This is a genomic window from Ensifer sp. 4252 (assembly GCF_050434565.1).
In the GTDB taxonomy this organism is placed as follows: domain Bacteria; phylum Pseudomonadota; class Alphaproteobacteria; order Rhizobiales; family Rhizobiaceae; genus Ensifer.
This window is the reverse complement of record NZ_JBNDIU010000002.1, coordinates 143147-164729: the sequence shown is the minus strand read 5'-3', so window position 1 is coordinate 164729 and position 21583 is coordinate 143147. Positions and strand designations below refer to the sequence as shown.

Sequence of the window (21583 nt, the reverse complement as noted above, 5' to 3'; positions counted from 1 at the left end):
CGACGGCGTGGCCCGCATCGGTTGAACGTTTTGCCTCCGGCCGCGAATTGCCGTCCCTATGCCGTTGTTCGACAACATTGAGATAGCGTCGGCGATCACCATGCGGGTTGGGCCGACGGTTCAAATTGCCAGGAGTTGCACAATTACAGCGGGTGACGTAGCTTGCCGGGAGTTGCAAATCACCTGGGGGCAATGATGACGATTTCCGTCTGGCACTGGCTTATGATGTTTCTCCTTTTTGGCGGCATTATTGCGCTTATTGTGCGGATGACTCGACGTTCCAAGTGACCACATGGGCGTCTCTTCAGACGCCGCTGATGACCGCGGGCAAATGAGTTTGGCATTCGATTCTTCGAATGGTTTGCTGTTCTCGGTAGGCACTCCCATCGGCCGGTGAGCAAGATGGAACGCAAAGTCGCCATACGGGTGCGGTTCGCACCGGCAGATAACTTTGCACTTCTCGGCATCATTCAGGCCTGACGCCGTTGGCTCGCATGATTTTGGCGGCCAGCTGTTTGGTGTTTGCGCGCTGTCCGGCGGAGCCTGGTTTCGGCACAACGGCTTCGACAATGCCCGGCCTACGAGACCGCGAGTGGGGGCGGCGCTTGCAGAGGCTGCAACAGCGCTTCCACGCAAGCGGCGATTGCCAACACTGCCCTGTCCGTTCCGTTTCTGCCCAATAGCATCAGTCCCGCCGGGCGGGTCAGCTCCGGCATCGGCAGGGTGATAGCGGTGAGGTCGAACTGGTTTGCGACCTGGCAATTGCGCAAGAGCAATCCTTCGACACGATCATATTCCGCTTTGTCCGCCTCAACGGAGGCGATCGACACTGCGGCGATCGGCGTCGTCGGCAAGACGATGAGATCGTAGGCGGAGAGCCGTTCGTCCATGGCACGTGCCAAGCCTGCTCTGGTCTCCAGCAGCGCGTCGAGCGCCGATTGCGGCGTGAGCATGCGACGTCTGAGCGTCGACGAAACCCTGACATCGACCGGTGCGTCCTGATCCGAAAGCCAGTCGGCATGCAGCCGGCTTGCTTCCAGGCCGGCGATCGAGCCGATCGCGGTCGCTTGCCTCAAGCGGTCGATCAGATCGTCGATGTTACAATCGACAAGGTCGGCACCGGCAACCGTGAGGCGCTCGAGGTTGGCCGCAAACGCTCCCGCAATTTCGGTAGACAGGCCGGACAGAAGCTCGCCGCGTGGCACGCCGATCCGCAGGCCGGAAATCGGCCGGGGCACAACGGCTGTTACCGGCTCGCCGGCCATGACGGCATCGGCGGCTGCGCAGTCGCTGACCGTGTGGGCGAGCGGCCCGATCGAATCGAGGCTCGGGGCCAGCGGGAAGGCGCCGACCAGGGACACACGGCTGGCGGTCGGCTTGAAGCCGACAAGACCGTTCAGCGCCGCCGGGATGCGCACCGAACCGCCGGTGTCGGAGCCGATGGCGATGTCGCAGGTCCCCTCCGCCGCCGACACGGCCGCGCCCGAGGACGAGCCGCCGGGGATCAGGCTTTCATCTGTGGCGTTGCCGGGCACCGGATAATGGGGATTAAGGCCGACCGCGGTGAAGGCGAATTCGGTCATGTGGGTCTTGCCGACGATCACGGCGCCAGCGGCGCGCAAACGCTCAACGACAACGGCGTCCTGTCGCGGCGCGGGTGCCGTGCGCTTGATGATCGAGCCGGCGAGCGTCGGTTCTCCGGCAACGTCGAAGAGATCCTTGATCGAAACGATCTTGCCGTCGAGCGGCCCGAGCGTGGCGCCGGTCTGCCGGCGGCGATCGGCGGCATCGGCCTCGGCGCGTGCACTCTCGGCGTAGAGTTTGACATAGGCTTTTTCACTGTCCCGTCGGGCATCGAGCCTCGCCAGGATCTGTTCGAGATGATCGCGTACGGAAGTGTTCGATTGGGACACGATGAGGAACCTGCGATATCTGATGGTGCCGGACGGTGAGGCCTTTCGTCCATTACCCGACACGGAGGATGTAACGGTCACGGACGACAATCTTCATAGCAGGGCTTTCGGCAAATGCCATGAGGGCGGATCCGGTTATTCACCCCGGTAACACGGACATTCAGCTGGGCTTGTGCGCGCAGAGAATGAAGCGGCGATAGACGAAGGTGCGCAGGCGGTTGCGCAGATTTGCCGTCTTGCGCTGTGCAGCGGCAATCGGCTGGTGGGACGCGTGTTCGATGGTCAGGAAGCCGGCAGCCTTCAGCATCGGCAGCAATGTTTCGACGGTCAGGCCGTCGCCGAAGGGGAGATTTCGCATGATCGTTGCATGGCGATCGCTGAGCGCGCCGTCGTAGTGATTGTCGGGCCCGATCACCCGGTCGATCTGGCGGATCGCCCAGGTCGCGAGGCGTCCTACCGCCGTCGGCCTCGCCCAGTCGCCGTCAAAGACGAGCAGCCTGCCACCGGGTTTTAGCAGCCGGAACCATTCCGCAAGCGTCGCCTGCGGTTGCGTCAATGTCCAGACGAGATGACGGCAGACGATGGCGTCATAGCTTGCGTCCGGTTCCATGGTGTTTTCGGCATCGGCGAGCAGAAAGCGCAGGCGCGGTTTGCCGGCGTGTTTCTTCTTGGCGACGGCAAGCATCGCCTCGGAGAAATCAAGCGCGGTGACGTCGTGACCAAGGTCGTGGATCAATCGCGTCACTTCGCCGGTACCGCAGGCAAGTTCGAGCACGCGCAGCGGCTCGGCCCCGAGAAAGTCGCGTACCGGCTTTTGCCAGGCATCGAACTCCGGGCCGGGCGGGATGCGGTGGCCGAAGGCGAGGTCGAAGGTTTCGGAGCGCTTCGACCAGTAGTCGCGGATCTCGTCCTTGAGGTCGAAATTTGCCCGGATGTCCGGCCCGGCGCTTTCAGCCAGCTCGCTCATTGCGCCGCCTTTGTCTGATCGATGCGCGCGAAGATCGCGTCGAAGCGGCCGCGCGCGCGTCCTGGTACTTCGGCCTTGCGTAAGGCATCGGTCAGTTCGGCCTCGCCGACCTTGATCAGCATCACCATGCCCATGGCGAAATGCGGCGAGCACTTGATGCCGTATAAGCCTGATGTGTCGAAGGTGACCTCGATCTCCTCGTTGATCTGGCCCTTGAAGCCGGCATAGTCCGCGGGAACCATGCCGTCGATCGAGGTGGCGTTGTGGCTCCTGTGCCCGGCACGGAACTTGACGCTGTCGCCGGGCTTCAGCTCGACATAATCGGGCTCGAACACCATCGAGCCGTTCTCGCCGCGATTGAGCATCTTCACTTCGATGGTCTCGGCCAAGGCCGGTGCGGCGGTAAGCCCGAGGGTAATGAGGGCGGCGGCGAGCCTAACGCGCATGGTCATGTCTCTTCGTGGTGTCGGATATCAGATGCAGTTTTGGCCGCGGGCGCCGGTAGCGCACGAAGCAGCTGCCGTCCTCGTCTCGCTCGACGGTCGCCGCGACGCCAAAGACCGCGAGGATGCGGCCTTCCGTCAGGATCTCCGTCGGGGTGCCGAGGGCCACGATGCGGCCGCGATCCATCACCGCAACGCGATCGCAGAAGACGGCGGCGTGGTTGAGATCGTGCAGGGCGGCAACGACCGTCAGCGGCTGCCCGCGGACAAGTTCGAGCAGACCGATCTGGTGGTGGATGTCGAGATGATTGGTCGGTTCGTCGAGCAGCAGGATCTGCGGCTGTTGCGCCAGTGCGCGTGCGATATGCAATCGCTGGCGTTCGCCACCGGAGAGCGTGTGCCACATGCGACCGGCAAAATCGCTCATGCCCACATGGTCCAGCGCCCGGTCGACAATGTCGGTATCGCGGTTCGACCAAGGTGAAAGCGCACCGAGATGCGGGGTCCGTCCAAGCTCGACCGCCTGGCGGGCGGTGATGCGTTCGGTGGTTTCCGCCTGCTGCTCGACCAGCGCGACGCGTTGCGCGATGTCGCGCCGTGTCGTTTTCGCGAGCGAGCGCCCTTCGAGGCTGACGGTGCCGGATTTCGGCGGGCGTATGCCGGCCAGCAGCGAAATCAGGCTGGTCTTGCCGGAGCCGTTCGGGCCGATAATCCCAAGAAATTCACCCGAGATAACCTCGAGATCGACAGCATCGACGATCAGCCGGCCGCCGGCCGACCAGGAGACGGCCTCGGCCTTGAGGCTCATGACGCAGCCCTCCCGCGGCCGAGGATGAGCGCGAAGGCTGGGGCACCGACGAGGGCGGTGATCACGCCGATCGGCAGCACCTGGCCGGGAATGATGACCCTCGACAATATATCGGCCGATATCATGAAGATCGCGCCGGTAAGCGCAGCGGCCGGCAACAGCAGGCCGTGGCGCACGCCGACCAGGAAGCGTGCCGCATGTGGGATGACCAGGCCGACGAAACCGATGGAGCCGACGATGCTGACCATCACCGCCGTCATCAGCGCGGTTGCCGAAATCAGGGTCGCGTAGACCCGCTTCACCGGAATGCCGAGCGAGGCGGCCGATTCCGCTCCGAAGGTGAAGGCGTCGAGCGCGCGGGCGTGCCAGAGGCAAATGAGAAGGCCGCCGAGCGCCACCGGCAGGGCCAGCGCCACATCCGGCCAACGCACGCCCGAGAGATTGCCGAGCAGCCAGAACATGATGCCGCGGGCCTGCTCGGCATTGGCCGATTTGGTGACGATGAAGGAGGTGAGCGCGTTGAACAGCTGTGAGCCGGCGACCCCGGCAAGAATGATGGCACCGGTGCCGCGGCCTGCCCTGAGCGCCAAGAGGGAGACCAGCGCGAAGGCGAAGACCGCGCCGAAGAAGGCGCCGAGAGAAAGCGTCAGCATGCCGGCGCCGATACCGAGAATGGCGACGGCCACGGCGCCGGTCGATGCACCGGCGGAGATGCCGAGAATATAAGGATCGGCCAGAGCGTTCCGGAGCAATGCTTGCAGTACCACTCCGCAGAGCGAAAGCGCCGCCCCGCAGCAGGCAGCCACCACCGCACGGCTGAGGCGATAATTCCAGATGATGCCCTCGTCGATGGCATCGAGCGGGTATCCCGCGCCCCACAGGCGGTTGGCGACGGTCTTGCCGACGACGTCGAGCGGAATGGCGGTCTCGCCGATGGCGGCACCAAGGGCCAGCGCCAGGAAAAGCAGTGCGAGCGCCGTCAGGACGGCGCTCGTGCGGTTGATCGTTGGAGGTATTGACCTCACTTCGCCAGGCCGGCTTTTTCGACCGCGTCGGCCAGCACCTCGATGCCCTCGATCGTGCGGATCGTCGGGTTCATCGCCTGTGCGTCCATGATGACGATATGGTCGGCCTTGACCGCCGGCATCAGGCTGGTGACCGGGTCGGACTTCAGGAACTTCATCTTCAGTTCCCAGTCGTCGGCCGGGAAGCGGCGACGGTCCATCTTGCCGATCACGACGATCTTCGGATCGGCCTTGGCTATGGTCTCCCAGCCGATGGTCGGCCATTCCTCTTCGGTCGAGACGACATTCTTGATGCCGAGCGCCGACATGATGTAGCCGGGCGCGCCATTGGTGCCGGCGACATAGGGATCGATGTCCATCTCTGCGCTGGAGAACCAGAAGACCGCCGACAGCTTGCCATCGGCATTGGCGATCTTGCTGCGAGCGGCTTCTTCGCGCGCCTTCAGCTTGGCGATCAGCGCTTGCCCGCGGTCCTGCACGTCGAAGATTTCAGCGAGTTCGGTGACCTCCTGGTAGATCAGGTCCATCGAGAAGGCATTGTGGCGCACGCCATCGCCGCCGGCCGAATTGTCCTTGGCGGCGCAATCGGCAGGCGAGACATAGACGGGGATCGAGAGTTCGGCGAACTGCTTGGGTGTGGCGACGATGCCTTCCGGGCCGACATGCCACTGGAACTGTGCGGTTACCAGATCCGGCTTGGTGGCAACGACGCTTTCGAAGCTCGGGTCGTTGTCGGCAAGCCGCGGCACCTTGTTGTTGACGTCCTCGTAGCCATCGATGACCGGGCCGATCCACACGGCAGTGCCGACGACCTTGTCTGCGAGGCCAAGAAGATAAAGGATTTCCGTGGTGCTCTGACCGATCGAGGCGGTGCGCGTCGGCGCCGCCTTAAAGGTAACCTCCTGGCCGCAATTCTTTAAGGTCAGGGGGTAGCTCGTCGCGGCCGCGAGAGCGGTCGAGGGAGCGACGGTCAGAAGGAGGGACACGGAAACGGCCAGGGATGGGCAATGACGCCCGACGGCATTCAAAATGGCTTTCAAGGGAATTCTTTCTTCTCGTGAGCTGCGAAGGTCAGCCGAAGCGGCGACAGCTGGCCGGTCGAATTTCGGGAGACAAACGATCGCTGACGTCGAGAAGGACGGGAAAAGAGGGCGCAAAGCCGCCGGATATGCGGATCATGGACAACTCCTGTTCCGGGCAACCCCGCCCGTGACGCTGGATCTTCTGCTTGACGGCAGGTCTCCTGGCTCGCGGATCAAGCGCCTTCCACCTGCCTTCCCGCAACGCGCCTGGCGCAATCGCAGTGGCATGGCGCGCTGTCGCGCCACTTGGGTGTCCGGCATTCCGCTTACAGTTGCGGGGGCAGCCACGGTCTCGGTCCCTTTTGGGTCGTCCTCACCGTGTTCCCTATTAATCCCCGTCGAAGTCATCCTTCGGGGAACCGTCGGCGGTACCCTTAGTGTTCCGGTCCGCCTGGCGTCAAGCCGACAGGTGGCGGAAACAGTGATGGGCCGATCACCTTGGGGCGGCTTACCGTAAAGCGTGGCAAGGCCCCGCATTCGCCGAATTGTCGCGAAACCGTTCAAATTGTTTCATGCCGCTGTTAACTCGCTGACATGCGAACAGCCAAAGGTCCGGCACGCGAAATCCCGCTTTCGCAGGGCTCGAACCGGAGGCTTGTTTGGCCGAAATCCTCACCACGCTGTCCCGCCGTTCCTTTCTTCTGTCCGCCGGCGCTGCCGGTCTTGTGGCGTCCTCCGGTCTTGCAACGCCGTTCTATGCCCGAGGCTACGGCCGGCCGGAATTCATCCATGGTGTGCAGTCGGGCGATGTCGACACAAGCTCCGGCATGGTGTGGACACGGGTCGACAGTCCGTCACGAGTGACACTGGAGTACTCGACGACCGAGAGTTTTTCCAATCCGGTGCGTCTCGCCGATCTCACCGCGACACCGCAGACGGACTGTGCGGTGAAATGCGCGCTTGAGGATCTGCTGCCGGACCAGGACATCTTCTATCGCTTCACCGCGACCGACCTTTACGACGTCAACCGGGTGTCCGAACCTGTCATCGGCCGATTTCGCACCGCGCCGTTGCGCAAGCGCTCGATCCGCTTCGTCTGGTCCGGCGACACGGCCGGCCAGGGCTGGGGCATCGACGATGTCGGCATGAAGACCTATTCCACCATGCGCCTGCACGAACCGGACTTCTTCATTCATTCCGGCGACACGATCTATGCCGACAACCCCATTCCCGACGAGATACCCCTGCGCGACGGCGGCATCTGGAAGAACCGGGTGGTGACGCATGAGAAGTGCGATGTCGCGCGCACGCTCGAGGAATATCGCGGCCAATGGAAGTACAATCTGCTCGACAGCCACGTCCGTGACCTCAACGCGGTCTGCCCGACCTTCTATCAATGGGATGATCACGAGGTTCTGAACAATTGGTCGGCCTCGACGGACCTTCGCGACGACCCGCGTTATCCGGAAAAGGACGTTGCCGTCTATGCCGCCCGCGCCGCCCGGGCGTTTCACGAGATGACGCCGATCCGCATGCCGCCAACCCAGCCCGGCCGGATCTTCCGCAAGATCGCCTACGGTCCCCTGCTCGATGTCTTCTTCGTCGACCTCCGCTCCTATCGCGGGCCCAACCAGGGGGAGGGCGATGACGGCCTGTTCGGCTGGCGCCAGGCGGATTGGTTGAAGCGGGAGCTTGCCGCCTCGCGCGCGGTGTGGAAGGTGATCGCCTGCGACATGCCGATCGGTCTCGTCGTCTGGGACGACTATACCAACAGGCGTGGCTCGGACGCGATCGCCAATGGCGACAATGGTCTGCCGACCGGCCGCGAGACGGAATTTGCCGACCTGCTCCGCTTCATCAAGGATAACGCCATCGAGAACCTCGTCTGGCTGACGGCGGATGTGCATTACACGGCGGCGCACCACTACGACCCGTCGCGGGCGGCCTTCAAGGATTTCCTGCCGTTCTGGGAGTTCGTTTCCGGGCCATTGCATTCCGGCACCTATGGTCCGAAGGAGCTGGACATGACGTTCGGCCCGGACGTGCGCTTCATCAAGGCATCCGGCGGCGGCATCGACAGCAACCTGCCGCCTTCCGCCGGGCTGCAGTTCTTCGGCATCGTCGATATCAACGGTCAGACGAAGCAGATGACGGTACGGCTATTGGATCGGCAGGACCAGGAACTGTGGCGCGTGACACTCGATCCGGCCGCAATCGCATGAGCATTTTGGCCGTGGCCGATACCTTGCCAGAGCCGGTTGGCGGGACCCTTCCCGGTTGCAAACCCATGGCCTGTCGGGACTTTGGCGTCGGGCTCTTGCGCGCGCCCCCCTTTCGCAATCGCAAAAAAACCTGTATGAGCCCGACCATTGAAAAAGCGGCGTGGCCCATTGGGGCGTGCCCTAAACCTTCCGAGACGAAAAATGAGCATTCGTAACATCGCGATTATCGCGCACGTCGACCATGGGAAAACGACCCTTGTCGACGAGCTTCTGAAGCAGTCGGGCTCGTTCCGCGAAAACCAGCGCGTTGCCGAACGCGTCATGGACTCCAACGACATCGAAAAAGAGCGCGGCATCACCATTCTTGCCAAGGCGACGTCGGTCGAGTGGAAGGGCGTGCGCATCAACATCGTCGACACCCCCGGCCACGCCGACTTCGGCGGTGAAGTCGAGCGCATCCTGTCGATGGTGGACGGCGCCATCGTTCTCGTCGATGCCTCCGAAGGCCCGATGCCGCAGACAAAGTTCGTCGTCGGCAAGGCGCTGAAGGTCGGCCTGAAGCCGATCGTCGCGATCAACAAGATCGATCGCCCGGACGGCCGGCACGAAGAAGTCATCAACGAAGTCTTCGACCTCTTTGCAAACCTCGACGCCACCGACGAACAGCTCGACTTCCCGATCCTCTACGGTTCGGGCCGTGAGGGCTGGATGAACGTCGCGCCTGAAGGTCCGAAGGACCAGGGCATGGCACCGCTTCTCGACCTCGTGCTGAAGCACGTTCCCGAGCCGACGGTCGCCGAAGGCCCGTTCCGCATGATTGGTACGATCCTGGAAGCAAACCCCTTCCTCGGCCGCATCATCACCGGCCGCATCCATTCGGGTTCGCTGAAGCCGAACCAGCCGGTCAAGGTTCTCGGCCAGGACGGCAAGCTGCTCGAAAACGGCCGTATCTCGAAGATCCTCGCATTCCGCGGTATCGAGCGTCAGCCGATCGAAGAAGCCCATGCAGGCGACATCGTCGCGATCGCCGGTCTGACCAAGGGCACCGTCGCCGACACCTTCTGTGACCCGTCGGTCTCCGAAGCGCTGACCGCACAGCCGATCGACCCGCCGACCGTCACCATGTCCTTCATCGTCAACGACAGCCCGCTTGCCGGCACCGAAGGCGACAAGGTGACGAGCCGCGTCATTCGCGACCGTCTGTTCAAGGAAGCCGAAGGCAACGTCGCGCTGAAGATCGAAGAATCTTCCGAGAAGGATTCGTTCTTCGTATCCGGTCGTGGCGAATTGCAGCTCGCGGTTCTGATCGAAACCATGCGCCGCGAAGGCTTCGAACTTGCGGTCTCGCGTCCGCGCGTTGTCATGCACAAGGATGAGAACGGCCAGCTTCTCGAGCCGATCGAAGAAGTCGTCATCGACGTCGACGAAGAGCATTCCGGCGTCGTCGTTCAGAAGATGTCCGAACGCAAGGCCGAGATGGTCGAGCTGCGTCCGTCGGGCGGCAATCGCGTCCGTCTGGTATTCTTCGCGCCGACCCGCGGCCTGATCGGCTACCAGTCGGAACTGCTGACGGATACGCGCGGCACGGCGGTCATGAACCGTCTGTTCCACGCCTACCAGCCGTACAAGGGCGAGATCGGCGGCCGCGTCAACGGCGTGCTGCTCTCCAACGACGCCGGCGAATCGGTTGCCTATGCGATGTTCAACCTGGAAGACCGTGGCCCGATGATCATCGACGCCGGCGAGAAGGTCTATGCCGGTATGATCATCGGCATCCACACGCGCGACAACGACCTCGAAGTCAACGTGTTGAAGGGCAAGAAGCTCACCAACATGCGCGCCTCCGGCAAGGATGAAGCCGTCAAGCTGACGCCGCCGATCCGCATGACGCTCGAGCGCGCGCTGTCCTGGATCCAGGACGACGAGCTGGTCGAAGTCACGCCGAAGTCGATCCGTCTTCGCAAGATGTATCTCGACTCGAACGACCGTAAGCGCTTCGAGAAGTCGCGTACGGCCGGCGCCGCTTAAGCCATTCCGAGAATAATCGGCAATTTTTAAAACCCCGGAGCAATCCGGGGTTTTTTGCTGTGTGTGCCAGCGGGGGGCGGCTTGCGGATAAAGTTAAAAAGGCGTTAACCTTCCACAGGATGCCGTTAAAGTTGCCTGTGGGTTAACGCGACGCGGCTCCCGGGCGGGATTCCTGTTCGCCCTGTGTGCGTTTAGAGTCGTGAGTCATGAAGACTGTTTCGATCGAGGTCAGACCTGGAGAACCGCAAGAGGCGTCGGCGATTGCCGACGTGCATCGCGTTTCATGGCTGCAGGCCTATGGCGGCATCATTCCGCACCGCCCCCTGGTCCAGATGGTCAATCGTCGAGACGAGGTCTGGTGGCGCAAGGCGACGCGGGGGCCTGCGACCTTGCTGGTCGTCGACGTGGCGGGAACGATTGCCGGCTACGCGACCCTCGGCCTCAGCCGCGCCAAGGCGCTGCCGCAGGAAGGCGAAATCTACGAGATCTACCTGCGTCCGGAATACCAGGGCATCGGCCTTGGACGGGTTCTCTTCGGCGAAGCCAAGAGCCTGCTGCGGTCGCTCGGCTGCAGAGGGCTCGTCGTCTGGTGCCTCGAAGACAGCGATCACGCCTATCAGTTCTTCCAGGGAGCCGGCGGCAGCGACATTGCCGAAGGCATGGAAGATTTCGGCGACAAGCACCTCAAGAAGATCGGCTTTGCCTGGAACTGACGCCTGCCGTGCAAGGCCTCGCTGGCTCTTGCGGTAGCCGCTCTTTCCGAAATCACTCCGGCAGTTCGTTGTTGGATTCGGCGGCCTTTTCGCCGCGTTTGCCGTGGAATGCCGCCTGGTCGACGCCGCAGCGAAATGTCGGTGCCACCTCGTCGGCGACCTTGCGGGCGACCGCGTTGGGATCAGGGTTGGCAAGCGCATCGACATAGCCGGCGACGCAGCCCTTGCCGTCATTCTTCTCGGCCACCTTGGAGACGACGAGAACCTGCCCCTCGAGCGCCGGGACCGATTCACCGGTCTTCGGATCGGGGTTCTCGATGAACCAGCGCAGGATTGTCGCAACCGGAGTGCCGCCCTTGGCGACGCGCCATTCCACCATGTTGCCCGCGTGGTTGAAGGGGATGAAGCTCTCGAACGCCCCGTCGAGATAGCGCTTGTCGATGTGTCCGAAGGAGAAGCTCTGGCGAACATCGATCTCTTTGAAATGGACGGGATAGTCGCCGTAACCGGGGCAGCTCATCAGGGCATACATGCCCGGCTCGTCGGCAATCGTCTTGCACTTGTTGCGGCTGACGTCGACATAGACGCTGTCATTGGCAATGGCTGATCCGGCAGACAGCAGGATCAGCGACAGGCACGCAACCTTTCCGTTCATCATGACCTCCCTTCGACAGGATTTGTCGACCTGTCCCGGCCATTCGACCACGACAAAACGACCGCTTGAATCTGCGCTGCGGACGAAAGTTATATTGCATCGCGGCATGTTTCCCTTTATCCGACGGGCAAACGTCCCAACTGACCCTGGAGTAGTCCATGCGCATTGACGCGATTTCCATCGGAAAGAATCCACCAGAAGATGTCAACGTGATCGTTGAGGTTCCCGTTGGCGGCCATCCCATCAAGTATGAGATGGACAAGGAAGCCGGTACCCTCGTCGTCGACCGTTTCCTCTACACGCCGATGCACTATCCGGGGAACTACGGCTTCGTGCCGCACACGCTTTCCGACGATGGCGATCCGATCGACGTTCTGATCTGCAACACCCGTCCGCTCGTTCCGGGCTGCGTCATCAACGTCCGCCCGATCGGCGTGATGATGATGGAAGACAACTCCGGCAAGGACGAAAAGATCATCGCGGTTCCGTCGGGCCACCTGACGCAGCGCTACGACAAGGTCCATGAATACACCGACCTGCCGGAAATCACGCTCAAGCAGATCGAGCACTTCTTCGAGCACTACAAGGATCTGGAGCCCGGCAAGTGGGTCAAGATTTTTGGCTGGAAGGATGCCGCCGTCGCCAAGCAGCTGATCAAGGAAGCTGTCGAGCGCGCCAAGGGCGAAAAGAAGTAATTAGGTTTGTTTGCCGACCAGTTCGGCAAGCCGCTTCAAAACATCCTCCGGGTCGGCGTCGATCCGGAGGATTTTTTTGCGCTGTGTTTCGCCTGAAATGAAGGAAATACGGTTCTTCGCGATGCCGATCTTTTTGGCGAGAACGGCGATCAAGGCCTGGTTGGCCTTGCCCTTTTCCGGAACGGCGCGCACGCGGACCTTGAGGTGGTCCTGCCCGTCGGCGCCGCTCTCCACCCCATCGATCCCGTCGCGTCCGCCGTTCGGTGTCAGTCGAACGGTGACGCGCACGTGATCGCCGTGGGCGGTGAACGCTTGGCTCGTCAATGGATCAGCGCAGGAGCGCCGGCGCGATCGTCGTGTTCAGGAACAGCTGGATGAAATAGAGGATCACCAGCACCACCAGCGGCGAAAGGTCGACGCCGCCCATGTTGGGCAGGACCCGGCGGATCGGACGATAGAGCGGCTCGGTCAGCTGGTAGAGCGAGCGGCCGATCATGTTGATCGCCTGGTTGTTCACGTTGATGACGTTGAACGCATAGAGCCATGAAAAGATGGCGGACGCGATGATCAGAAACCACGCGATGTTGATAATAAAGTTCAAGGTGCCGATGACAGCAATCATGCCGGTCTCCAAATCGTTATTGACAGACATGTAGACATTGAGACCTAAACGAGCAAGTACGCCGATTTGCCGTGCGCGATCATGTTTAACACGGGTCGGTCAAAGATCGGTACCATCGAGGAGCGTTTCCCCTATGTCTGCCGTTCATACCACGCACCGTTTCGCCGCCTTCCGGCATGTCGGTTATCGCCGTTATTTCTTCTCACGCTTCCTTGCCTACTTTGCCATCCAGATCATCTCCGTTGCGGTCGGCTGGCAGATCTACGACCTGACGCGCGATCCGTTCGATCTCGGGCTTATCGGGCTGTTCCAGTTCCTGCCGTCGCTGGTGCTGATCCTGGTAACGGGGTCGGTTGCCGATCGCTACAACCGGCGCATGATCATGGGCATCTGCATGGCCGTCAGCACGCTTTGCGCCGTGGCGCTGCTCACGCTGACGGTCACAGGGCTTTTCTCGCCCTGGCCCGTCTATGCGGTCCTGATCGTCTTCGGCATCGAGCGGGCGTTTCTCGCCCCCGCCTCGCAGTCGCTGGCGCCTAATCTCGTTCCCCCCGAGGACCTACCCAATGCGATCGCCTGGAATTCGACGTCGTGGCAGACGGCGATGATCGTCGGCCCTGTCGCAGGCGGCCTGATCTACGGCTTCGGCTCGGTTGCACCCTATGCCGTCGGCGTCTGCTTCTTCGCCGCTGCGGCGCTGATGGTGTTTGCCATCCCGAAGCCTGCGGCACGCTCCAAGGCATCGGTGCAGAGCTGGGAGACGATCACCGCCGGTTTCCGCTATATCAAGGCTGAGAAGGTGGTGCTGGGTGCGATCTCGCTCGACCTCTTCGCGGTGCTGCTGGGTGGCGCCGTGGCGCTGATGCCGGTATTCGCCCGCGATATCCTTGATTTGGGTCCATGGGGCCTGGGCTTGCTGCGTGCAGCCCCAGGCGTTGGCGCCGTCGGCATGGCGATCTGGCTTGCCGCCCACCCCATCCGTCACCGCGCCGGTTTCCTGATGTTCACCGGCGTCGCGCTTTTCGGTCTCGGCACCGTCGTCTTCGGCCTGTCGGCAACGCCGTGGATTTCGATCGCAGCGCTCGTGGTCATGGGCGCTGCCGACATGATCTCGGTCTATGTGCGCGAGATTCTGATCACGCTCTGGACGCCGGACGAGCTGCGCGGCCGCGTCAATGCGGTCAACATGGTGTTTGTCGGCGCCTCCAACGAGCTTGGCGAATTCCGGGCCGGCATGATGGCTTCCGGCTTTGGCGCGGTCTTTGCCGTCGCTTTCGGCGGTGCCGGCACGCTGCTTGTGTCGGTGCTCTGGGCGCTCGGATTCCCTCAGCTGCGCAAGATCGACACGCTCGATGTGCCGGAGCATCGCCGATAGCGGTGACGTTCGCCGCTATGCCGCCTTCCTGGCGCCTGCCTGCAGGAAGATCAGATCGAGGAAATTCTCCATCCAGGTGCGCAACGGCCCGTCATGCTGCATGCGCCCGTCGAGATGGGCTTTGCCGATCTGCGCCCCCGGCATTTCAAAGCGATGGGCGCCGTGCACCACCCAGCGATGCATCATCGCGCGCGTCAGTTCGCCGTGAAACTGGATGCCCCAGGCGTTTTCGCCATAGCGGAAGGCCTGGTTGGGGTAGGTTTCGCCGGTTGCCAGTAGCTCGGCGCCTGCAGGCAGATCGAAGCCCTCGCGGTGGAAATGATAGACCATGGCCGGCCAGTTCATCAGCGACCGCCCGGCGTCGGTGGCGACAAGCGGGTACCAGCCGATTTCCGTCATGCCTTCATGATGCGGCGCGACCTTGCCGCCGAGATTGCGCGCCAGCATCTGCGCGCCGAGGCAGATGCCGAGGTAGGGTTTGTTTTCGCGCAGCGGCACCGACAGCCAGTCGATCTCGCGGCGGACAAAGTCCTCCTCGTCGTTGGCGCTCATCGGCCCACCGAAGATGATCGTGCCGCCGTGGTGTTCCAGCGTCGGCGGAAGTTCGTCACCAAGCGCCGGACGACGGATGTCGAGGGAAAAACCCTTCTGCGTGAGGATCTGGCCGACGCGGCCGGCGCTCGATCGCTCCTGGTGCAGGATGATGAGGATCGGCTTCCTGTCGGTCTCGGCGGCTATCGGCATTTCAGCTTTCCTGTTGCGGTTTGCCTTCTCCCGCCACATCGATCCTTGCCGCGACCTCCCGTCGCTGCAAAACCCGATCCCGTCCGGAGACGCCGAGAAGATCGGCGATCCGCCATATCACGTGGTCTTCCATCTCGCTGCGCTCGCCATCGGCATAGACGATTTCCCAGAGCATACCGATCAGCTCGATACGCTGCTCCTCGGAAAGGTGTCGCTTCACTTCGGCGGTGAACTGATAGAAGTCGATGGCGTCGCTTTCGGCGGACTTGCCGGCCTCGACCAGCGCGCCGAGTGCTGCATCGTCGAGGTCATAGTGCTGTTTGATGATGGCGCGCATCTTGCGCTGCTCGGAGGCAAGGATCTTGCCGTCCGCCTCCATCACCTGAATGCAGAGCGCGATGACCGCAACGCGCGGATCACCCCTCTCGATCCGCGTCGTCGGGCCGGTCAGGCCCTCGAGAAACGTCCGGAACCGTTCAAACATGTTTTCGCCCATAGTCCCTCACAAACTCAGAACAGTCGGAAACTGGTCTTTTCCGCCACTTTTTCGCCGGCAGCCGGTTCCCGCACGCCAGGATCATCAGGAGGACGGCCGAAGAACGGGTCGGCGACCTGTTCGCCATTGGATGTGCCGTCCTTTTCGCGCGTCTTCTCGGCGATCGGGACCGGTTTTTTGGGTTCCGCCACCTTGATCGGCTCGGCCCGCTCGCGCGGCGTTTCGGGTGCGGCCTCGATGATAACAGGCGTATCGACGACCTCTCTTGCCGGCGCCGTGCCATGGGCGACGGGATGGTGCTCGGCCACGACAGGCGGCAGGCTGCGGATTGCCTGATCGGCGCTCAGATGGCCGTCCTCGATCTGCGCTGCAAGCTGAAGGGCCGGCGCCTTCCATTCGAAAGCGTCGAGCCGCCCGCTCACCGGCGAGACCGGCAGCCACGTCGGCGAGGTCACGCCATCGGCCGTCCAGGCGGGATCGCGCGGGCTCTTCAGGGCCTGCGCCATCCAGTGACGGATGCGACCTTCGTCACCGGTATCGGCCTCCTCAATGTCGGCAAGCAGCAGAAAGATGCCTTCGGTCGGCTCCAGACGGGCCGCGGCCTCCGCCTTGGTGCGGGCAAGCAGTAGCTCGCGCGCTTCGAGCGCCACCTCGGCAACGGCGGTCATCGCCACCGCATTGTTCGGGCGCAGCGATTCGAGCTTTCTCGCACGCTTCAGCCGGTCGACCGCCGTGTCGCCGCCGCGCGCCCGCACGTAGAGACGGGCGACATCGGGATGCGGCTCGTGCTTCCAGGCCTTTTCGAGGATCGACGCACCCTTGCGCAGGTTGTCTTCGCGAAACAGCGCCTTCGCCGCGATGAGCGCGGCCGGCACGAGGTGTTCGTCGAGCTTGAGCGCCGCCAGCGCATCGTCGCGGGCAGCTTTGGTATCGCCGTCGAGGCGGGTCATGGCGCGGGCGGTGAGGAGCACCGCCTTTTTGCGGTCGGCCTCCTTGCGTTCGAGCACATGGGCCGTGCGGCTCTGGTCGAGCAGACGAAGCGCATCATCCCATTGCCCGGCCTGGCTCTGGCTGTCGAGCGTCGCCAGCGTCGCCCAGGGCAGGTGCGGCGCCTTCTCGGCGGCCCGCTCGGCATATTGGCGCGCTGCTTCGTGCGCGCCCAGACGCTTGGCTTCGAGATAGAGGCCGCGCAGGCCAAGTTCGCGCGTCTCCGGATCGTCGGCCATCAGTTCGAATTTCTTGCGCGCGTCGTCGTATTTGCCCTCGATCAGGAAGGTCTGTGCCTCAAGCAGATGAATCAGCGGTTCCTGGTCGGCGTTGATCAGGCCGCGGGTGCGGGCGGTCATCTTGCGCGCCTGGTTGGCGTCGCCGGCGCCGGCGGCAATCAGACCGGTCGACAGCGCCTGGTAGCCCCTGTCGCGCTTTCGGGCGCGGAAATAGCGGGTGACGGTGTGCGGCGACAGCCAGATGGTGCGCACCAGCCAGATGGCGATCAGCACGGCGGCGACCAGCGAGATCAGCAGCGATGCGGCACGCATCAGGCTCATTTCGATGAGCTGGCCCTGCCAGACGAGCGACAGTTCGCCCGGCCGATCCGCGAGCCACGCAAAGCCGAGGCCGAGACCGAGCACGATCAGGATGAAGATCAAAATGCGGATCATATCTGTCTTCCTCAGCCCTGGGTGCCGGACTTGTTCATCGTCGCCGCGACGGCCGCATCGATGATGCCTTCGACCCGGAGACGCTGGTCAAGCTTGAGCTTGAAGGCTTCGCCGGCGGTTTTTGCCGCAGCCGGTAGGCCGTCCCATTCCAACGCCGCGCCCTTGAGGTCGCCGTTGTTCAGCTTGTCCTCGATGCGGGCGACGACGGCCTCCGGCATGTCGCCTTCGACGCTGCCGACGGGGCGCACGCGGATGCCTGACATGGCGCTGGAGACGAGGCGGTCGAAGATGCCCTCGTTCGGGTCCGGCTGATTGAGTGTGTCGAGCATGCTGTCCGCTACCGTCGTAAAGTCGCGGCGAAGGTCGGCGCGTGTTGCCACGCCCGTCGTCGCATCCTGGGCGAGGCCGGCGACGGCCGTCTCGTCAGGCGCGATGCTGCGAAGCGCATCGAGTTCAGCCAGGAACGGCCCGCCGCGATCGATCGCGGTCTTGAGCGCGGTGACGGCAACGGCTTTGGCAACCTGGATATCGTTGGCCGGCTCGTTGAGCTTCTGCTCGGCGCTATCAATGCGGCTTGCCAGTTCGGCTCTTGCCGCCGTTGCCGATTGCTGCGCTTCGGCAAGGCCTGATTTCAGTGCCGCGATCTCCTTCATCAGGTTCGTCACTTCGGCTTGCAGAGCCGTCACCTCGGCAACTGGCGCTTCGCCGGCACTCGGTTGGCCCGCCGTCTGTTCCAGCGCGGCGAGGCGGTTCTCGAGTGGTGCGATATCGATGGTAGCCGCTGGCGCCTGGATGCCGGCCACCTGATCGCGCAGGGCCTGGACCTCGCTCGAAAGCGTCACTTCCGTGGTCGATGCGCCACGGTCGGGTCCCAGCGCCGGGATATAGCCGGCATATTGCAGCACGCCGAAACCGAGCAGCGTGACCAGGCCGCCGAGGATCCCGGCTGCCAGTGAACCGGAGTTGGACGGCGGTTTCTGCACGGCAGTCGCATCAGGCTCGCGGCTGACATGTGGCGGCTCGTCGGTGAAGGCGGCGGCTGCCGCATCGGCGCGCTGTTCTTCGAGCTCCTCTTCGACGCGGGCTTCTGCCGCGCCATCGGCTTCAGGGGCTTCAGCCGGTTCATCGGCGGTTGTCGCGGGGCTCGCCGTTGCTTCGGCATTTTCCGTTACGGCCTTTTCCGCTTCAAGGTCGATCGTCAGCGGCTCTTTCTCGGCTTTCGAGCGGCGCGGCGGGTTTTCCGATACCATGGTGACCTCTTACCGTTGTTGCCTGTCGGTTCTTGCAACAAACCTAGTCAGGCTGGCCGGTGAGGGAAAGCCCCCTTGGTTCCGTTTTTGATCGAAATAGCATTAGAGAAGGCTGAAAAGGCTTTCTTCGTCGGGTCTTGTGGCGACCTCGACCGGTGTCCCATCCGGCAGCGCTTCGGCAACGACGGCGCTGAGGCAGAGGTAGCGCGGCGAGAAGGCGGCGGGCTCAAGGCCGGCTTCGACAAGCAGCGCGGCGAAGCGTCGCGCAGTGTCGTGGGAATAGAGCAGCACGGCGTCCAGTTGGCCGGCCGCCGTCAGGCGCGCCAAGATGCCCGGCGGATGGGCGATCGGCTGCATCCGGTAGCATTCGACCGTGACATGCACGATGCGAAGCTGCTGCAGCGTGGCTTCAAGTCCGTCGGAGCGGGGCGATCCGGCGAGATAGAGCAGGGGCGTTTGCGATGCAGAAAGCGTGGCGGCGATCAGTTCGGCAAGGCTTCTGCCGGTCCCTGCTGCCGGGTAAACAGAAATAAAGCCAAGATCGCGGGCCGCACGGGCGGTCGCCTCGCCGACGCAGAAGCAAGGTTCGGCTTTATGGGGCTCGAGATCCGCCCCAAGATCGGCCAGCACCCGAACGGCTTCGGCACTGGTCAGCGCAATCGCGGCATGCGGTTCTTCGAGCGCTTTCCGCACCGCCTGGGGCAAATGTTCTGCTCGCGCCAGTGGCAGCAGCAGCGGCTGATGGCCCATGACCTCCAGACGGCGGGCCGTCGCCTCGGCGGCGGGCTGCGGCCGGGTCACAAGCAGCCGCATGGTTCACGTCCAGCTCGAAAAGAAGCCCGGTCCCGCCTCAGCGCGGATGTCTTCGCCGGCCTTTTGCCCAAGGGCTTCGGCGTCGGCAGCCTTGCCTTCGACCGCGATGCGGTGGTGGGTGCGACCATCAGGCGTCAGGATCATGCCGGAGAAACGCAGATGCGTGCCGTCCGAGACCGCCAGGCCGGCAATCGGGGTGCGACAGGAGCCATCGAGCGTCGCCAGGAAGCCGCGCTCGCAGGCGACCGCTTCATGGGTTCTGGCATCGTCGATGGCGGCGAGCAGGTCGTTGACGCGTTTGTCGCCGGTCCTGCTCTCGATACAGATCGCGCCCTGGGCCGGTGCCGGCGGAAATTCTTCCGGATCGAGCAGTTCGGTCGGCACGTCGGTCATGCCGAGCCGCTTCAATCCGGCATAGGCAAGCAAGGTCGCATCGACCTGGCCCTCGGCGAGCTTGCGCAGCCGCGTCTCGACCTGGCCGCGATAGGTGATGACATTGATGTCGGGCCGCAGCCTCCGGATCAGCGCCTGGCGGCGCAGCGACGACGAGCCGACAGTCGCGCCCTCAGGCAATTCCATGAGTTTTGGTGCGGTGCGGCCGATAAAGGCGTCACGGATGTCTTCACGCGGCAGGAAGGCGGAAAGAAACAGGCCAGCGGGAAGCTTGGTCGGCATGTCCTTCGACGAATGCACGGCGAAATCGAGCTCGCCCGACAGGAGCTGCTGCTCGATTTCCTCGGTGAACAGGCCCTTGCCGCCGATCTCGGCCAGCGACCGATCGGTGATGCGGTCGCCCTTGGTGGAAAGAATGACGACCTCGAACATTTCCGGTGACAGGCCATGCGCGGCGACAAGGCGATCGCGCGTTTCATGGGCTTGAGCGAGCGCCAGCGGGCTGCCGCGCGTGCCGATCCGGAAAGGTTTCGTTTGCATCAAAGGCTATCCATTGTTACCGGAGTTCCGTGTACCCACCTTTCGGTGCGACCGCAATCTTTGAGTAGTTCCTGATGTCCCCACCCTTGCGCATCCTCGGCATTGAAACAAGCTGCGATGAAACCGCCGCTTCCGTCGTGTTGCGCGACGAAAACGGCCGCGGAAGCATCCTCGGCGACGTCGTCTTGAGCCAGCTGGAAGAGCATAGCGCCTATGGCGGCGTGGTTCCGGAGATCGCCGCGCGCGCCCATGTCGAAGCACTCGATACCCTGATCGAGGAGGCGCTGCTGCGCGCAGGCGTGACGCTTAACGACATCGATGCGATAGCTGCGACAAGTGGTCCCGGTCTGATCGGCGGCCTCATCGTCGGGCTGATGACCGGCAAGGCGATCGCGCGGGCAACCGGCAAGCCGCTCTATGCCGTCAACCACCTCGAGGGCCACGCGCTGACTGCACGGCTCACCGACGGTCTAACCTTTCCCTATCTGATGCTGCTTGTCTCTGGCGGCCACACGCAGCTGATCCTGGTCAAGGGCGTCGGCGACTACGAGCGCTGGGGCACGACGATCGACGATGCGCTCGGCGAAGCCTTCGACAAGACGGCGAAGCTCCTCGGTCTTCCCTATCCCGGCGGCCCGGCCGTCGAGCGCGCTGCGCTGAGCGGCAATGCCGAGCGCTTCGACTTTCCCCGCCCGCTGGTCGGCGACGCCAGGCTCGATTTCTCGTTCTCGGGGCTGAAGACGGCGGTGCGTCAGGCGGCGCAATCGCTGGAGCCGGTGACGGAACAGGATATCGCCGACATCTGTGCCTCCTTCCAGCGCGCGATCTCGCGCACGCTGAAGGATCGGATCGGGCGCGGATTGAAGCGGTTCAAGGCGGATCACGCCTCTGTCGCAAAGCCGGCGCTGGTCGTTGCCGGCGGGGTTGCCGCCAATCAGGTGCTGCGGGCAACGCTCCAGGAACTCTGCGACAAGAACGGGTTCGATTTCATCGCGCCGCCGCTGCAACTGTGCACCGACAATGCCGCGATGATCGCCTGGGCGGGGGCTGAACGGTTTGCCGCCGGTTTGCCGGCGGATGGTCTCGACGTCGCGCCGCGCTCTCGCTGGCCGCTCGACCAACAGGCACAGACCTTGCTCGGTTCGGGCAAACGCGGCGCCAAGGCATGACGGAAATCAGCCAGGGCATGATGGACAGG

General features: G+C 63.3%; 21 protein-coding genes and 1 riboswitch. Of the genes, 6 read left to right on the top strand and 15 right to left on the bottom strand.

The annotated features are described in order from the left end of the window. Nucleotides 1-578 precede the first annotated feature (578 nt). The 6 genes from ABIE33_RS07700 to ABIE33_RS07675 all read right to left on the bottom strand — a co-directional run bounded on the left by ABIE33_RS07700 (nt 579) and on the right by ABIE33_RS07675 (nt 6154). On the bottom strand, nt 579-1913 hold the full coding sequence (locus tag ABIE33_RS07700; RefSeq protein WP_429123565.1) for an amidase: 1335 nt from the start codon (nt 1911-1913) through the stop codon (nt 579-581). Between the two features lie 160 nt (nt 1914-2073). Beyond that, nucleotides 2074-2880 (bottom strand): class I SAM-dependent methyltransferase, encoded by an 807-nt coding sequence (locus ABIE33_RS07695; protein WP_429123562.1) that lies wholly within the window; start codon nt 2878-2880, stop codon nt 2074-2076. Beyond that, complete coding sequence (locus ABIE33_RS07690; RefSeq protein ID WP_429123559.1) at nt 2877-3332, bottom strand: pseudoazurin; 456 nt, start codon at nt 3330-3332, stop codon at nt 2877-2879. Before ABIE33_RS07690 ends, ABIE33_RS07695 begins: the two co-directional genes overlap by 4 nt. After that, entirely contained in the window at nt 3316-4131 is an 816-nt protein-coding gene (locus ABIE33_RS07685; RefSeq protein WP_429123556.1) for an ABC transporter ATP-binding protein, read from the bottom strand. Before ABIE33_RS07685 ends, ABIE33_RS07690 begins: the two co-directional genes overlap by 17 nt. Then, nucleotides 4128-5156: a FecCD family ABC transporter permease gene (locus tag ABIE33_RS07680; RefSeq protein ID WP_429123553.1), complete on the bottom strand. Its 1029-nt coding sequence runs from the start codon at nt 5154-5156 to the stop codon at nt 4128-4130. The genes ABIE33_RS07685 and ABIE33_RS07680 overlap by 4 nt, the downstream gene beginning before the upstream one ends. Then, on the bottom strand, nt 5153-6154 hold the full coding sequence (locus ABIE33_RS07675; RefSeq protein ID WP_429124031.1) for an ABC transporter substrate-binding protein: 1002 nt from the start codon (nt 6152-6154) through the stop codon (nt 5153-5155). Before ABIE33_RS07675 ends, ABIE33_RS07680 begins: the two co-directional genes overlap by 4 nt. Nucleotides 6155-6372: 218 nt before the next feature. Beyond that, a riboswitch (cobalamin riboswitch) is annotated at nt 6373-6617 on the bottom strand. A 220-nt stretch (nt 6618-6837) separates the two neighbouring features. Here ABIE33_RS07675 and ABIE33_RS07670 point away from each other — a divergent pair. The 3 genes from ABIE33_RS07670 (at nt 6838) to ABIE33_RS07660 (ending at nt 11141) form a co-directional block, all read left to right on the top strand. Next, nucleotides 6838-8400: an alkaline phosphatase D family protein gene (locus ABIE33_RS07670; RefSeq protein ID WP_429123550.1), complete on the top strand. Its 1563-nt coding sequence runs from the start codon at nt 6838-6840 to the stop codon at nt 8398-8400. A gap of 201 nt (nt 8401-8601) precedes the next feature. Continuing rightward, nucleotides 8602-10428, top strand: coding sequence for a translational GTPase TypA (typA, locus tag ABIE33_RS07665; protein WP_429123547.1), 1827 nt, complete (start codon nt 8602-8604; stop codon nt 10426-10428). A 206-nt stretch (nt 10429-10634) separates the two neighbouring features. Next, a complete protein-coding gene (locus tag ABIE33_RS07660) occupies nt 10635-11141 on the top strand; it encodes an N-acetyltransferase family protein (RefSeq protein ID WP_429123544.1) in 507 nt (168 codons plus the stop codon). 52 nt (nt 11142-11193) lie between these two features. On the opposite strand, the gene ABIE33_RS07655 is transcribed toward ABIE33_RS07660, so the two are convergent. After that, entirely contained in the window at nt 11194-11796 is a 603-nt protein-coding gene (locus ABIE33_RS07655) for a hypothetical protein (RefSeq protein WP_429123541.1), read from the bottom strand. Between the two features lie 158 nt (nt 11797-11954). Here ABIE33_RS07655 and ppa point away from each other — a divergent pair, with 158 nt between their 5' ends. Beyond that, nucleotides 11955-12491, top strand: coding sequence for an inorganic diphosphatase (ppa, locus tag ABIE33_RS07650; RefSeq protein ID WP_429123539.1), 537 nt, complete (start codon nt 11955-11957; stop codon nt 12489-12491). Here ppa and ABIE33_RS07645 read toward each other — a convergent pair whose 3' ends face one another. Together ABIE33_RS07645 and ABIE33_RS07640 are read right to left on the bottom strand one after the other, a co-directional pair. Continuing rightward, nucleotides 12492-12815 carry a DUF167 domain-containing protein gene (locus ABIE33_RS07645; protein ID WP_429123537.1) on the bottom strand — a complete coding sequence of 108 codons (324 nt, stop codon included), beginning with the start codon at nt 12813-12815 and terminating at the stop codon, nt 12492-12494. A 4-nt stretch (nt 12816-12819) separates the two neighbouring features. After that, nucleotides 12820-13113, bottom strand: a complete 294-nt coding sequence (locus ABIE33_RS07640) for a YggT family protein (RefSeq protein ID WP_025425107.1) — start codon at nt 13111-13113, stop codon at nt 12820-12822. A 133-nt stretch (nt 13114-13246) separates the two neighbouring features. On the opposite strand from ABIE33_RS07640, the gene ABIE33_RS07635 reads away from it, so the two are divergent. Continuing rightward, a complete protein-coding gene (locus ABIE33_RS07635; protein ID WP_429123534.1) occupies nt 13247-14488 on the top strand; it encodes an MFS transporter in 1242 nt (413 codons plus the stop codon). A 15-nt stretch (nt 14489-14503) separates the two neighbouring features. Here ABIE33_RS07635 and ABIE33_RS07630 read toward each other — a convergent pair whose 3' ends face one another. The 6 genes from ABIE33_RS07630 to hemC form a co-directional block, all read right to left on the bottom strand. Next, on the bottom strand, nt 14504-15232 hold the full coding sequence (locus tag ABIE33_RS07630) for a glutamine amidotransferase (protein WP_429123531.1): 729 nt from the start codon (nt 15230-15232) through the stop codon (nt 14504-14506). A 1-nt stretch (nt 15233) separates the two neighbouring features. Beyond that, on the bottom strand, nt 15234-15716 hold the full coding sequence (locus ABIE33_RS07625) for a TerB family tellurite resistance protein (protein ID WP_429123528.1): 483 nt from the start codon (nt 15714-15716) through the stop codon (nt 15234-15236). Between the two features lie 26 nt (nt 15717-15742). Further along, the gene (locus tag ABIE33_RS07620) at nt 15743-17389 is read right to left on the bottom strand and encodes a heme biosynthesis protein HemY (RefSeq protein WP_429123525.1); all 1647 of its coding nucleotides are present in this window, start codon (nt 17387-17389) and stop codon (nt 15743-15745) included. An 11-nt stretch (nt 17390-17400) separates the two neighbouring features. Beyond that, a complete protein-coding gene (locus tag ABIE33_RS07615) occupies nt 17401-18639 on the bottom strand; it encodes a COG4223 family protein (RefSeq protein ID WP_429123522.1) in 1239 nt (412 codons plus the stop codon). Nucleotides 18640-18741: 102 nt separating this feature from the next. Further along, nucleotides 18742-19452: a uroporphyrinogen-III synthase gene (locus ABIE33_RS07610; protein WP_429123520.1), complete on the bottom strand. Its 711-nt coding sequence runs from the start codon at nt 19450-19452 to the stop codon at nt 18742-18744. Nucleotides 19453-19455: 3 nt separating this feature from the next. Further along, entirely contained in the window at nt 19456-20385 is a 930-nt protein-coding gene (hemC, locus tag ABIE33_RS07605; protein WP_429123517.1) for a hydroxymethylbilane synthase, read from the bottom strand. A gap of 74 nt (nt 20386-20459) precedes the next feature. Between hemC and tsaD the strand changes: the two genes are divergently transcribed. Then, complete coding sequence (tsaD, locus tag ABIE33_RS07600; RefSeq protein WP_429123514.1) at nt 20460-21554, top strand: tRNA (adenosine(37)-N6)-threonylcarbamoyltransferase complex transferase subunit TsaD; 1095 nt, start codon at nt 20460-20462, stop codon at nt 21552-21554. Nucleotides 21555-21583 lie beyond the last annotated feature (29 nt).